The organism is Terasakiella pusilla DSM 6293, assembly GCF_000688235.1.
Lineage (GTDB): Bacteria > Pseudomonadota > Alphaproteobacteria > Rhodospirillales > Terasakiellaceae > Terasakiella > Terasakiella pusilla.
Genome location: NZ_JHYO01000001.1, coordinates 158,094 through 172,136, shown reverse-complemented (window position 1 = coordinate 172,136; position 14,043 = coordinate 158,094). Strand labels below are relative to the sequence as shown.

At 52.6% G+C, this 14,043-nt stretch carries 12 protein-coding genes; 9 read left to right on the top strand and 3 right to left on the bottom strand.

Features of this window, described 5'->3' with window-relative positions; genetic code table 11:
* Positions 1 to 86 precede the first annotated feature (86 nt).
* Positions 87 to 533 carry an acetyltransferase gene (locus tag Q397_RS0100895; protein WP_028877814.1) on the top strand — a complete coding sequence of 149 codons (447 nt, stop codon included), beginning with the start codon at positions 87 to 89 and terminating at the stop codon, positions 531 to 533.
* Here Q397_RS0100895 and mutS read toward each other — a convergent pair.
* Positions 530 to 3,229 (bottom strand): DNA mismatch repair protein MutS, encoded by a 2,700-nt coding sequence (gene mutS, locus Q397_RS0100890; protein ID WP_420864610.1) that lies wholly within the window; start codon positions 3,227 to 3,229, stop codon positions 530 to 532. The two genes, Q397_RS0100895 and mutS, sit on opposite strands and share 4 nt — an antisense overlap.
* 216 nt (positions 3,230 to 3,445) lie before the next feature.
* On the opposite strand from mutS, the gene Q397_RS0100885 reads away from it, so the two are divergent.
* The gene (locus Q397_RS0100885) at positions 3,446 to 3,937 is read left to right on the top strand and encodes a hypothetical protein (protein WP_028877812.1); all 492 of its coding nucleotides are present in this window, start codon (positions 3,446 to 3,448) and stop codon (positions 3,935 to 3,937) included.
* A gap of 41 nt (positions 3,938 to 3,978) precedes the next feature.
* A complete protein-coding gene (locus tag Q397_RS0100880) occupies positions 3,979 to 6,252 on the top strand; it encodes an NADP-dependent malic enzyme (RefSeq protein WP_028877811.1) in 2,274 nt (757 codons plus the stop codon).
* A gap of 49 nt (positions 6,253 to 6,301) precedes the next feature.
* Here Q397_RS0100880 and Q397_RS20400 read toward each other — a convergent pair whose 3' ends face one another.
* Positions 6,302 to 7,096 (bottom strand): formylglycine-generating enzyme family protein, encoded by a 795-nt coding sequence (locus Q397_RS20400; RefSeq protein ID WP_038012399.1) that lies wholly within the window; start codon positions 7,094 to 7,096, stop codon positions 6,302 to 6,304.
* A 179-nt stretch (positions 7,097 to 7,275) separates the two neighbouring features.
* Between Q397_RS20400 and Q397_RS0100870 the strand changes: the two genes are divergently transcribed.
* The 5 genes from Q397_RS0100870 (at position 7,276) to Q397_RS0100850 (ending at position 11,705) form a co-directional block, all read left to right on the top strand.
* The gene (locus Q397_RS0100870) at positions 7,276 to 7,692 is read left to right on the top strand and encodes a Fur family transcriptional regulator (protein ID WP_028877810.1); all 417 of its coding nucleotides are present in this window, start codon (positions 7,276 to 7,278) and stop codon (positions 7,690 to 7,692) included.
* Between the two features lie 172 nt (positions 7,693 to 7,864).
* Positions 7,865 to 9,226 (top strand): tRNA (N6-isopentenyl adenosine(37)-C2)-methylthiotransferase MiaB, encoded by a 1,362-nt coding sequence (gene miaB, locus Q397_RS0100865; protein WP_028877809.1) that lies wholly within the window; start codon positions 7,865 to 7,867, stop codon positions 9,224 to 9,226.
* Positions 9,223 to 10,263, top strand: a complete 1,041-nt coding sequence (locus Q397_RS20395; protein WP_051609568.1) for a PhoH family protein — start codon at positions 9,223 to 9,225, stop codon at positions 10,261 to 10,263. Before miaB ends, Q397_RS20395 begins: the two co-directional genes overlap by 4 nt.
* Positions 10,260 to 10,760, top strand: coding sequence for an rRNA maturation RNase YbeY (gene ybeY, locus Q397_RS0100855; protein WP_028877808.1), 501 nt, complete (start codon positions 10,260 to 10,262; stop codon positions 10,758 to 10,760). Before Q397_RS20395 ends, ybeY begins: the two co-directional genes overlap by 4 nt.
* 33 nt (positions 10,761 to 10,793) lie before the next feature.
* The gene (locus tag Q397_RS0100850; RefSeq protein WP_038012397.1) at positions 10,794 to 11,705 is read left to right on the top strand and encodes a hemolysin family protein; all 912 of its coding nucleotides are present in this window, start codon (positions 10,794 to 10,796) and stop codon (positions 11,703 to 11,705) included.
* Positions 11,706 to 11,750: 45 nt separating this feature from the next.
* Here Q397_RS0100850 and Q397_RS0100845 read toward each other — a convergent pair whose 3' ends face one another.
* Positions 11,751 to 12,290: an aspartate 1-decarboxylase gene (locus Q397_RS0100845; protein ID WP_028877806.1), complete on the bottom strand. Its 540-nt coding sequence runs from the start codon at positions 12,288 to 12,290 to the stop codon at positions 11,751 to 11,753.
* A gap of 139 nt (positions 12,291 to 12,429) precedes the next feature.
* On the opposite strand from Q397_RS0100845, the gene murJ reads away from it, so the two are divergent.
* Positions 12,430 to 13,971, top strand: coding sequence for a murein biosynthesis integral membrane protein MurJ (murJ, locus tag Q397_RS0100840; RefSeq protein WP_028877805.1), 1,542 nt, complete (start codon positions 12,430 to 12,432; stop codon positions 13,969 to 13,971).
* Positions 13,972 to 14,043: the final 72 nt, after the last annotated feature.

Sequence of the window (14,043 nt, the reverse complement as noted above, 5' to 3'; positions counted from 1 at the left end):
TGGCGCTTGTGTAAATTATGGCTGGAAAGGGACGGGAAATTCTATTATCCCTTTGTTTTTAAAGTGCTGGATGGGATGAACGTTTCATGGATATGCGCCTTGCAACAAAATCAGATTATCCGACCCTGATCGACATTTGGGAAAGGTCGGTGCGGGCCACCCATGACTTTTTGTCAGAAAGGGATATCGAAGAACTGCGCCCGCTGATCCTTGGCAGCTATTTTGATGCGGTTGAACTCACCAGTGCGGTAACCGCAACGGGGCGAATTGTGGGGTTTTGCGGTGTGCAGGGGGGCAATATCGAAATGCTGTTTATCGACCCTGACGCGCGCGGGCAAGGCGTGGGACGCTTGCTGGTTCAGCGGGCGACAACGACGCAAGGCGCAACAAAGGTCGATGTGAATGAACAAAACCCGCAAGCCCTTGGTTTTTATGAACATCTGGGCTTTGAGGTGGTGGGACGTTCCCCCCTTGACGGGCAAGGCAAACCTTACCCGCTGTTACATATGGTACTGCGGGTGGGATTGAATTAGCCTTGCCTTAGGTCTTTGAGTTTGTAGAGCGCTTCCAAGGCTTCACGCGGGGTGAGGTCATCGGGGTTGATCTCATCCAACGCCAAGTCTGTGGCGCTGGGGCCGGCGGGTTCTTCCACATCGGGTTGGCTTGCAAGGGCGGCGAACAGGGGCAGGTCGTCTGCCAGTTTTGTGACTGCACTGCTTTGTTCGCCTTTTTCCAGTGTGGCAAGAACTTGCTCTGCGCGTTTGATCACGGCCTTCGGTAGGCCTGCCAATCGGGCCACATGGATCCCGTAGGACCGATCCGCGGTCCCCGCACCGACTTCATGCAGGAAGATCACATCGCCTTTCCATTCCTTCACTTTCATGGAATGACAGGACAAGTGGCTGAGCTTGGAGGTCAGGGCCGTCAGTTCGTGATAGTGGGTGGCAAATAAGGCGCGGCATTTATTCAGCTCATGCAGATGTTCCACCACTGCCCAAGCGATGGATAGCCCATCGAAGGTCGCCGTTCCGCGCCCGATCTCATCCAAAATAACCAAGGATCGATCACTGGATTGATTAAGGATCGCCGCTGCCTCCACCATCTCCACCATAAAGGTGGATCGACCACGCGCCAGATCATCTGCCGCCCCAACGCGGGAGAACAGGCGATCCACCACGCCGATATGGGCCGCAGCCGCAGGCACGTACCCACCCATTTGGGCCAAGATCGCGATCAGGGCATTCTGGCGCAGGAATGTGGATTTACCCGCCATGTTGGGACCGGTGATCAGCCAAAGGCGCTGATCATTACTGAGATCGCAATTGTTGGCGACGAAGGCGGCTTCGTTGGCTTTTTCAAGGGCGGCTTCCACGACCGGATGACGCCCGCCCTGGATATCAAATTCATAGCCATCGGACAGGATCGGGCGGTTGTAATCGCGCTCCACCGCCAATTCCCCAAGGGCTGCCAGCACATCAAGGCGGGCTAGGGCGTTTGCGGCGCGCGCAATCTCGTTGGCTTTGGCTTCCACATCCGCGATCAACTCGTCAAACAGGCGCAGTTCCAAGGACAGGGCGCGATCAGCGGCAGAACTGATCTTGCCTTCCAGTTCCGACAGTTCAACCGTGGAATAGCGGATGACGTTCTTCATGGTCTGGCGATGGATAAAGTCGCTGTCGTTCGGCATTTTTTCAGCTTGTTTGGCGGTGACTTCGACAAAATAGCCCAGCACATTGTTGTGTTTGACCTTAAGGGTGGGGATATCCACCATCTCGGCATATTTGGCCTGCAGGTTGGAGATCAGGCGCTTACCTTCACTGCGAAGGGTGCGCAGCTCATCCAGTTCGGGGGCATAATCGTGGGCGATAAAATCCCCATCGCGTGCCATCAAGGGCAGTTCCCCACCAAGGGCACGGCGTAGTTTGTCCACCAGTTCCCCATGGGTGCCAAGGTCTTGGGCGCAGTGTTCCAAAACGGCAGGCGGGGTAAGCGATATCAGCTTTTCGCGCAGCTCAAAGCTTGAGGCCAGACCATCGCGGATGGCGGCGAGATCACGCGGACCGCCCCGACCCAAGGTGATGCGCGATAAGGCGCGTTCCATATCTGGGCATTCTTTTAAGGCACTGCGGATATCGGCGCGGGCAAAACTATTTTCACAGAAGAATTGCACCCCGTCCAAACGCTCGTTAATTGCCGCCACATCGGTTAAGGGCGACGACAGCCATGTGGACAGCAGACGCGCGCCCGCACCAGAGACCGTGCGGTCGATGACTTCCAGCAAGCTGCCCCTGCGTTGACCGTTTAAGGTGACGGTCAGTTCAAGGTTTTTGCGGGTGGCTGCGTCGATCTCCATAGTGGCGCCTTGGGCCAGTTGGCGCGGGATTTCCAAGCGCGGCAGTTTGCCTTTTTGGGTCAGTTCCACATAATCCACAAGCGCGCCTGCTGCCATGATCTCGGCGCGGGTAAAGTTGGCAAAGGCTTCCAGTGTCTTGACACTATAAAGGGCTTCCAGACGTTTAGCGGCATTGGCGCTATCAAAACGGCTGTTGGGCTGTGGCGTCAGGATGGATTTAAAGTCGTTGAAGGTTTCAAAAAACGCGGGTTCCTGTATGAGCTTGTCGCTCAACATCAACTCACCGGGATTGAGGCGGGCAAGGACGGCAGGCAAGCTCGCAGGGTGACAGGCCTGAGTATAAAAGGCACCGGTTGAGATATCCAGCCACGCGACGCCAATTTCACTGCGTGATTGGGCCACGCAGGCGAGATAGTTGTTTTGGCGCGCATCCAGCAAGGTATCTTCGGTGATGGTGCCGGCGGTAAACAGGCGCACGACATCCCGTTTAACGACGGATTTGGACCCGCGTTTTTTAGCTTCTGCCGGGTCTTCCATCTGTTCACACAGCGCGACCTTGTAGCCTTTATCGACCAGTTTGGGCAGATAGCTTTCATAAGCTTTAACGGGCACACCGCACATGGGGATATCATCGCCATTGTGATGACCGCGTTTGGTCAGGGTGATTTGCAGGGCTTCGGCAGCGGCGACGGCATCTTCAAAAAACAGCTCATAGAAATCGCCCATGCGGTAGAACAGCAACATGCCGGGGTGACGTTCCTTGATCGCCATAAATTGTGCCATCATCGGCGTTGCGCCTTCGGCAATGCGGCGATCGATTTCTTCCTGTGTGATTTCGGTGGGAAGGGGCTGTGCGGCTGTATCTGGCATGGTCATTAAGGCTGTTTCTACTGCTGAAAGGAGTGAGGTGCGATAGTGATAACATGAGGATAGAGGTGATATCTACCGCCTAATTTGTAGCAATGAGACAAGCGCATGGCACCGATGATGGAAAAACGTTGGTTCTTTGAGTCTTTTGGGGGTAGCCATCACGGACTGAATGGTGCATATTGCGCAATATAAGTTCACAATTCACACTATTGGTTAAAATAAATGAACTCAAAAACATCCTTTAAAGAAGTCGTCGGTATCCTGAAAACACGTGAAGAGTTTGAAGCTTGTGTTAAAGCATTGCTCGACGCCGGATTTGATCGCACAGATTTAAGTGTGCTCAGTTCGCATGAGTCGATTGAAGCAGCAGGCAAGCCGGCAAAACCGCTAAAGGATGTCATGACCGCACTGGTTGGGGAGATCCGCTTTGAAGGCCCGATGGTCGCAAGCGGGGCTATATTTTTAGCTGGTGGACCAATTGGTGAATTGATCGGCGCTGTTGTGGGAGCAACAGTCGGCGGTGCTGCCGTAAAAGAAGTGCTCGCAGAAGTCACAGCAACACCGCATACAGAAGATTTTGCCCGCGCGGTTGACGCCGGTAGCATCATCTTGTGGGTTCGCGCGGAAAGTGAAGACAAACAAGCCAAGGCGACAGAGATCTTGACTTCCTTGAAGGCGGACAACGTCCATCACCATACAAATATGCCGGAATAATCTGGCTTTGCGGTAACAGAATTAATTAGAGAACGAACATTATGGACGATCAATCAGTTAAGGTCACGGAGCGCGAAGCGCTTCTTATGCATGCCTCGGGACGACCGGGCAAACTGGAAATCCATCCGACAAAACCGCTGACGACTCAGCGTGATTTGTCTTTGGCGTACTCCCCCGGAGTCGCCGCACCGTGTGAACAAATCGCAAAAGACCCGAACCTTGCTTATGACTATACGGCAAAAGGCAACATGGTCGCGGTGATTTCAAACGGAACAGCCGTCCTCGGTCTAGGGAACTTGGGCGCGCTGGCATCAAAACCGGTTATGGAAGGGAAAGCGGTTCTGTTTAAACGCTTTGCCGACGTGGACGGGATTGATTTGGAAGTCGATACCGAAGATGAAGACGAATTTATCAACTGCGTGCGCTTCCTAGGGAAAACCTTTGGCGGGATCAACCTGGAAGATATCAAGGCACCGGAATGTTTTACCATTGAACAGCGCCTGCGCGAAATGATGGATATTCCGGTCTTTCACGATGACCAGCACGGCACGGCGATTATCTCTGCCGCCGGTCTGATCAATGCCTGTGATCTGACAGGACGTGACCTGAAAGACGTGAAGCTGGTCGTCAATGGCGCGGGTGCTGCGGCGATTGCGTGCTGTGAGCTGGTGAAAGCCATGGGTGTGGCCCATGACAATGTCATCATGTGCGATTCTAAAGGCGTGATCTACAAAGGCCGCAAAGAAGGCATGAACCAGTGGAAATCCGCTCATGCGTCTGATACGGATGCGCGCACCTTGGCAGAAGCGCTGGATGGGGCAGATGCCTTCTTCGGGCTGTCTGTTAAAGGCGCTGTGACACAGCAAATGGTAGAAAAAATGGCACCGAAGCCGATTATTTTCGCCATGGCAAACCCGGATCCGGAAATTACACCGGAAGACGTTAAAGCTGTGCGTAAAGATGCGATTACGGCAACGGGTCGTTCGGATTATCCGAACCAGATCAACAATGTGTTGGGCTTCCCTTACATCTTCCGTGGGGCGCTGGACGTGCGTGCCAGCACCATCAACGAAGATATGAAAGTGGCGTGTGCGAACGCGTTGGCGGAACTGGCCCGTGAAGATGTGCCGGACGAAGTGGCAGCCGCTTATTCCGGTCGTCGTCTGCGTTATGGGCCGGACTATATCATTCCAGCACCGTTTGATCCGCGCTTGATCTTCTCTATCCCGCCAGCGGTTGCGGAAGCGGCGATGGCGTCCGGTGTGGCGCGTCGTCCGATCATTGATATGGAAGATTACCGCAAGGAACTGGCAAGCCGACTGGACCCGACAGCGTCCAGCCTGCAGGTGATCTGTGACAAGGTACGCGGTAACCCGCGCCGCATCGTTTTTGCGGAAGGCGAAGAAGAAAAGGCGATCCGTGCGGCCTATGCGTTCCTGAACGCGGGCTACGGCACACCGATCCTTGTGGGTCGGGAAGAGAAAATTCAGGCAACGATGAAGCAGCTGGGCCTCAGCGACACGCAAGGTCTGGAGATCAATAACTCCCTGATCGGTCCGCGCACGAAAGAGTATGCGGAATATCTTTATCGTCGTTTGCAGCGCAAGGGCGCGTTGATGCGTGATTGCACCCGTTGGGTCAACCAGAACCGCAACATCTTTGCCGCCGCCATGGTGGCGTGTGGGGATGCGGACGGGATGGTGACAGGGCTGACGCGTAGCTTCTATTCGTCTTACGATGATGTGTCACGTGTGCTTGATCCGGCAAAAGACCAGATCCCGATGGGGGTTTCCATTGTTGTGTCCAGTGGTCATAACACGGTCTTTTTGGCGGATACCCGTATCCATGAAACACCGGATGCACAACAGATGGCAGAGATCGCGATTGCGGCAGCGAATAAAGCGCGCAAGATGGGTCATGAGCCACGCGTTGCTTTCTTGTCCCATTCTTCCTTCAGCGGTCGCCTTGGTGGTCGTTCAGAAGAAGTGCGCAAGGCGGTGGATATTCTGGTTGAACGCAATGTCGACTTTGAATTTGATGGCGAAATGACGGTCAATACAGCCTTGGATCAGGCTTTGTTGAAAGATTATCCGTTTACCCGTCTGTCTGCGCCGGCAAATGTCTTGGTGATGCCGGGTCTGCATACGGCGGATATCTCGTCTAAACTGTTGCAGAAACTTGGCGGCGGTAGCGTGATCGGCCCGATCCTGATGGGTCATGAAAAGCCGGTTCAGGTTGTCCCGCGTGATACCACGGTTTCAGAGATGGTCAATATGGCCATCCTTGCGGCCCACGATTCCATCGTCGGTCGCTAATCAACCCACTTAAAAAGCCCTTGATGAAAGTCGAGGGCTTTTTTTTGGATTATGGCTTGAGTTCGCGAAGCACGCGGAAGCTAATGTTGTAGCTAAAGATATCTACATGGTTTTTGTAGCGATAGGCCGAACGCGACAGTTTGGGGAAGTAATACCATGACCCGCCGCGGGTGACGCGGTGCTTGCAGTCCCCGTCCAGTCGCGGCGACCCGTCTGTCGGGGCAAGGGCATAATGTGGTGTCCAACAATCTGCCACCCAGTCCCACGCGTTGCCATTCATGTCATGAAAGCCCCATGGGTTCGCGTTGAATGATCCGACAGGGGCTGACCCAATGCCAGACCATTTTGATCCGCAGTTGCGACAGTTAGCGTTGTTTACGCCAACGTCATCCCCCCACCAATAGTCGGTGGTGGTGCCTGCGCGTGCGGCATATTCCCATTCGGTTTCACTGGGAAGGCGATAGGTCTGTCCGGTTTTTTGAGAAAGCCAGTCCAGATAATCCTGAATGTCCTGAAAGGTGACATTGATGATGGGATAACGCCCCTTCCCCCAGCCATGATCATCCGGTGTGGCTTTGCAGCCTTTATCCTGTACGCAGGCTTCCCACTCCTCGAAGGTGACTTCATATTTCCCAAGGGCAAAGGGATAATCGATTGTCACCTTTTGGGCGGGGCGCTCGTATTTATAGCTATCGGCATCCCCCCGAACATATGATCCGGGGGGCAGAGCGATAACTTCGGGGCAGCTCTCACAATCTTTAAACACCGATCCGGCAGGGAGTGTGTCGGCAGCGTAAAGTGGCAGGCTTGCGAATAAGGCACTGAGGAATATGAATATATGCATCTGACAAAGGTGACCTATTTTGCCTTGGCGATCAAGGCTTCCCGTTTAGACGCATTAAAAAGTAGGAAATAGGGTTTCAAATTATTGACAGAAAGTGAATATTGGGCATTATTGATGGACGGCAGATTCTCATTTAAAATGATGATTTAATTAGACTTACAGGTAGAGGTAATCGGGTTATGGCTGAGTCTCGTATTGAGCAAATGTGTATGGAAAAAGGCATGAAAATGACGGGGCAGCGCCGTGTCATTGCGAAAGTGCTTTCAGATTCACAAGACCATCCCGATGTTGAAGAGGTCTATAAACGATCAAGCGAAGTAGATCCAAAGATCTCAATCGCGACTGTTTATCGAACCGTCCGCCTGTTTGAAGAAGCCGGTATTGTCGAGCGTCTGGATTTTGGTGATGGTCGCGCACGCTATGAAGAAGCGTCAGAAGACCACCACGATCACCTGATCGATGTTCAAACGGGTAAAGTCTATGAATTCCACGATGAGGAAATCGAGGAGTTGCAGCGCAAAATTGCGGAGAAGCTGGGCTTCAAGCTGGTGGATCACCGCATGGAACTGTTTGGCGTTCCGCTGAATAAAGATTAAAGTCGGGCTTTGTTCCTCGTCTGGTTCGGTTTGATCGGCGGATGAAGGCAGAACAGGCGCGCACTTAAGATAGATGGTGACTGCCGTTTTTGCTGAATAACTTGACTCTAAGCGCGTCTCGGCTTACATCGCCATTCAGAATTTCTCTAACGATTAACAGATGTGAATGACGATGGCTCAGCCCAAAAAGCTTTTTATCAAGACCTATGGCTGTCAGATGAACGTGTACGATTCATCGCGGATGGAAGACGTGTTGAAACCCTTGGGGTTTGAAACCACCGACGGGCCAGAAGATGCCAATATGGTCATTCTGAATACGTGCCATATTCGGGAAAAAGCATCCGAGAAGGTCTATTCCGAGCTGGGTCGTCTGAAAAACATTAAAAAGAAACGCAACGATGACAATGAAATGGTCATCGCTGTTGCAGGCTGTGTCGCGCAAGCCGAAGGCGAGGAAATCTCGCGTCGGGCACCCTATGTCGATATGGTTTTTGGCCCGCAGTCCTACCATAACCTGCCGGAGATGCTGGCGAAGGCCCATCGTGCAGGCGATGGTAAAGGCCGTGGCATCCTGATGACCGACTTCCCCGAAGAAGATAAATTTGACTTCCTGCCCGATCCGGTGAAACCGGAAGGCTACACCGCCTTTTTGTCCATTCAGGAAGGCTGCGATAAGTTTTGCACCTATTGTGTGGTGCCTTACACCCGTGGGGCGGAATATTCCCGCCCGGTTGCCCATGTCTTGAAAGAAGCGCGCCAGCTTGTCGAGCAAGGCGCGCTGGAAATCACGCTGTTGGGCCAGAACGTCAATGCCTATCACGGTGACGATGGGCGCGGTGGGGAATGGACATTGGGCCGCCTAATCCGGGAATTGGCTGAAATCGATGGGCTAGAACGCATCCGTTATACGACGTCCTATCCGGCAGAAGTGGATGACGACCTGATTTCTGCGCACGCAGATGTGCCGCAATTGATGCCATACCTGCATTTGCCGGTACAGGCCGGGTCCAACCGGGTGTTGGCCGCCATGAACCGCAATCACACCCGTGAAGAATATCTGGAAATTATCGCGAAGCTGAAAGCCGCGCGCCCCGATTTGGCACTGTCGTCTGACTTTATTGTCGGCTTCCCCGGTGAAAATGATCGCGACTTTGAAGATACGCTGGATATCATCCGTCAGGTTGGCTTTATTCAGGCGTTCTCGTTTGTGTACAGCGCCCGTCCGGGCACACCGGCGGCGACCATGGATTTGCAGGTCGATAAAGCGGTGGCGAACGAGCGTTTGCAAGTGTTGCAAAAGCTGTTGGTCGATATTCAGACGAAGTTTAACGAAGACTGTATCGGTAAAGAGTTCCCGATTTTGCTGGAACGTGTGGGCCGCAAAGACGGTCAGCTTGTGGGGCGCAGCCCGTACATGCAGCCTGTCCATGTGGAAGCGCCAGTTGATTTAATCGGCCAAATCCGCGATCTTAAAATAGTCAGTGCACGCCCGAATAGTTTGGGTGCAGAGTTAAAAGGAACAGCCGCCAAGTGAGCGATGAAATAAATTTGACGTTGGACTTTGAAGCCAACGCGCTTTTACCGGACCTGTTTGGGGAACATAATCGTAATCTCGCCCGTCTAGAACAAATGCTGGATGTCACGATCCACGAACGCGGGAATCAGGTGATCGTTGTGGGCGATCCGGAAAATGTGAACCGTGTTAAAGCGGTTCTCGATAGTCTGTATGCCCGTTTGAAAAAAGACATGATCGTTGGCTCACAAGAAGTGGATGCGGCGATCCGTATGGCGATTGATGGCGACCAAGCCCCCCACGTGCAGGAAACCAATCGCAAGATCAAAGCGTCTTTGCCCGATACGGCAATGGTTGTTAAAACCCGCAAAAAACATATCTCACCGCGTTCCAGTCTACAGGCGACATATCTGCGTTCTATTGACGAGAATGAGCTGGTCTTTGGGGTTGGCCCTGCGGGGACCGGGAAAACCTATCTGGCGGTTGCCAAGGCGGTTGAAGCCCTGACAACAGGCGGTGTGGACCGCATTATCTTGTCACGCCCAGCCGTGGAAGCGGGCGAACAACTGGGCTTCCTGCCCGGTGATATGCAGGAAAAGGTCGATCCGTACCTGCGCCCGATCTACGATGCGCTCTATGACATGATGCCGCAGGATCAGGTGGAAAAACGCATGGAAAAGGGCGAGATCGAGATCGCGCCGCTGGCCTTTATGCGTGGACGAACTCTGGCCAACGCTTTTGTGATTTTGGATGAAGCGCAAAACACCACGGCTGTGCAGATGAAGATGTTTCTGACCCGTCTGGGCGAAGGATCGCACATGGTGGTGACAGGTGATCTGTCGCAGGTGGATTTGCCGTATGGTGTGCGTTCCGGTTTGCGGGATGCCCTTGAAACGCTGGAAGGCGTAAAAGGGATTGACGCTATTCGCTTTACGGAAAAAGACGTGGTGCGTCACCGTCTGGTGAAACGTATCGTCGATGCCTATGATAAGGCGGAAGAAAACCGTGATGATGTCGAGATTTACGAGAAACCGCGTCGCAGAAGGCCAAGAGTATGATTCTAGGTGATCTGGATATTGCCGTTGAATGTGATCAATGGGGAGATTGCGAATCTTTGATCCGCGATCGCGTTATGCTGGCCTTGAAAGAATGCAAGACCGACACAAAAGGCCGCCCCTGCGAGCTGAGCATTGTCTTGACGGATGATGACCATATTCAGGAGTTGAACCGGGAGTATCGCGAGAAAGATAAGCCGACGAACGTGCTGTCTTTTCCTGCCCTTGAAAGCCCGGCGGCGGGTGAATTGACCCTTGAGCCGGGGCCGCTGCATTTGGGCGATATTGTCTTGGCCCATGGCGTGGTTGCGCGCGAAGCAGAAGAACAAGGCATCAGCTTTGAAGACCATCTGAGCCACTTAATTTTGCATGGAGTGCTGCATCTCATCGGCTTTGATCATATTGATGAGGACGAAGCCGAGGAAATGGAAGCCTTAGAAATTGCGCTTTTGGATCAATTAGGCATTGCGAACCCCTATGGTTCTGAGGCACAGTCTTAAATAACCCTTTTCCTTGTAACAAACAGAAAATAGATGAACGACCAAAACGGTGACAGTAGCCCGCCCCCGATCGAAGTGGGGCAACCTCAAGAAGATGAAGCCGGTTTATTAGGACGGCTTAACCCCTTTCGCAAAAAAAACAACGGGGAGATCAGTGTACGCGATACACTGGAAGAACTGTTGGAAGAGCGTGAAGAACAGGCCGCACCGCTGGAAGCTGAAGAAGCGCAAATCCTGAAAAACATTTTCGGCCTGCGTGAACGCACTATTGAAGATGTGTGTGTCCCACGGACCGATATCTGCGCAGTCAGTGTGGATAGTTCCCTTGATGAAGTGGTCGCGCGTATGACCAAGGAAGGACATTCGCGCCTGCCGGTCTACGGCGAAGATTTGGATGACCCCATTGGGATGGTCCATATTAAAGATATCATCGCATGGCAGTCCAAAAGCGCCCCGTTCAATCTCGCCACAATCTGTCGCAAAGTCCTGTTTGTCGCCCCCAGCGCGCGTGTGTTGGAACTGCTTTTGGAAATGCGCACCAAGCGGGTCCATATGGCCTTGATGGTGGACGAATATGGCGGCACCGACGGGCTGGTGACCATTGAAGATCTGGTGGAAGAAATCGTCGGGGAAATTGAAGACGAACATGATCGCCCGGAAGGCCATATGCATGTGGAGCGTACCGACGGCAAGATCGACGCGGACGCCCGCTGGGAACTGGACGATGTGGAAAAGCAGATTGGCACGTTTTTAAATGAAGAAGAACGTGAAGATATCGATACGCTTGGTGGTCTTGTGTTTTCCCTGACCGGACATGTGCCGATTCGGGGCGAAGTCGTGACCCATGAAAGCGGTCTGGAATTTGAAATTCTGGAAGCTGACCCCCGGCGCATCCATCGCTTGCGTATCCAGAACATACCGGCAATAAACGCGCAAAATACTTAAGAAAAAAGGCAGGTCCAACATCGGTACCTGCCTTTTTTCTTGTGCTTAGCGCATCAGGTGTTTTTCAACAAAAGCTTCGATGTCGCTGTCACCCAGACCGCGTTTTTTAAGGTCTTTGCGGATGTTGTTGATATCCACGTTCGGGTAGGTGTGACAATCTTCAATCTCGTTTGTCTGCGCATCAATAATGCGGAAGTCATACGGGCGCGTTTCGCTGCGGAACACATCGTACTTCAAGACCTGATCCACATCGTTATCCGGCAGGTATGTCAGGATCGTTGGCTTCAGATCATAAAGGTCTTCCGGCTTGCAGTAGTCTGCAGAACAGATGATGACCTCGTCGCCTTTTTGACAGGTACGGGCGGCAGCGCCGTTCAGGATACAGCATTTGGAACCCGGTTCGCCGTAAATCACATACGTGGAAATGCGGGCACCGCTTTGTTTGTTCCAGATATCAACAAACTCCATCGGGTAGATGCCTGCCAGTTCACACTGTTCAGGATCAAGGGTGATGGACCCGTGGTAGTTCAAATCTGCACCGGTCACACGGATGCCATGCAATTTGGCGCGCACAACTTTCATCATGTTTTTAATCTCTCAATGAAGAATCTCAGGGTTGCTGCGGTTATAGCGAATTTTCGCACGGGCGCTAACATATTTTATACATTCTTTACCACTGAGGAGCTACAAAGAGTCACTGTATGCTTATTCGTAGGGAAGTTTAATGGTGTTATTGCGATCTATTGCGACCGTTGGCGGTTATACCATGCTCAGCCGTGTGCTTGGGTTTGCGCGTGATATTCTGGTCGCGGCCATCCTTGGGGCAGGCCCGGTTGCCGATGCCTTTTTCATCGCCTTTAAATTTCCTAACGTTTTTCGTCGTCTGTTTGCTGAAGGTGCCTTTAACGCAGCGTTCGTCCCGCTTTTTGCCGGAAAATATGAAGGCGATGGACCCGAAAGCGCCAAAGCCTTTGCAGAAAAAGCCTTTGCGTTTCTCTTCTGGATTTTGCTGGGTCTGTTGATTGTGATGGAACTGGCGATGCCTTGGGCCATGCAATTGTTTGCACCGGGCTTTATGGATGAGCCGGAAAAATTCGATCTGGCGGTCGAGCTGACGCGCATCACCTTCCCCTATCTTTTGTTTATCTCGCTCGTCTCCCTCATGGCGGGGGTGTTGAACTCGCTGAATAAGTTTGCGGCGGCTGCCGCAACGCCTGTGTTGTTAAACATCTGTTTGATCGGGGCGATCTTGGGGCTGACACCGCATCTGCCAAGTCCGGGCCATGCTTTGGCCTGGGGGGTGTTTGGGGCCGGGATCGTGCAGTTTATCTGGTTATTCTGGCATTGTGCGAAACATAATATGACGCTCAAGCTCCGTATTATGCGATGGGACACCGATGTCAAACTGATGGTCAAACGCATCATCCCCGGTGCCTTGGGGGCGGGGATCTATCAGGTGAATTTACTGGTCGATATGATGATTGCCACCTTGCTGCCGACGGGGTCGATCTCGTATCTATTTTACGCAGACCGGATTAACCAGCTGCCCTTGGGGGTGGTTGGTGTCGCGGTCGGCACAGCCCTGCTGCCGATGTTATCGCGCCAATTGCGTAGCGGGGATGAAGACGGCGCCATGAACAGCCTTAACCGTGCCCTTGAATTTTCGTTGTTTCTGACGCTGCCTGCTGCGGTTGCCTATATGGTCATTGCGGACCCGATTGTCAGTATCCTGTTTGAACGCAAAGAGTTTACCGCCAGTGACAGTCAGGCGACCGCTGCGGCCCTGTTTGTTTATGCCTTTGGTCTACCGGCCTATGTCTTGAACAAGGCTCTGACACCAGGCTTTTTTGCGCGTGGGGACACCAAGACACCTATGATCATTGCCGGGGTCTGCATGGTCGTAAATATTGTCTTTAACCTGATCCTGATGGGACCGTTCCTGCATGTGGGCTTGGCCATGGCTACCGTGATTTCGGCGTGGACGAATACGGTCTTGCTGGCCGTGGTGTTGGGAAAACGCGGGTATTTCAAGATTGATGCCCGGTTGAAATCCCGTTTCTGGCGCATCCTACTCTGTTGTCTGGTGATGGGCGGATTACTCTATGGCATGACCTTGGTAAGTGCAGACTATATCGCTGGATCATTGATAGAAAGAATCCTGACATTGAGTGCGTTCATCGCTGTCGGTCTGGTTTCCTATTTCGTCTGTGGACATATCACTGGGGCTGCGCGTTTGTCTGAGGTCAAAAGGCTAGTCAAACGCTAGGTTTTTTAGCGGTATTTGCCTATATATTTTTATCATTATGACCGATCATAATGTTATTTATTTATGACAAGA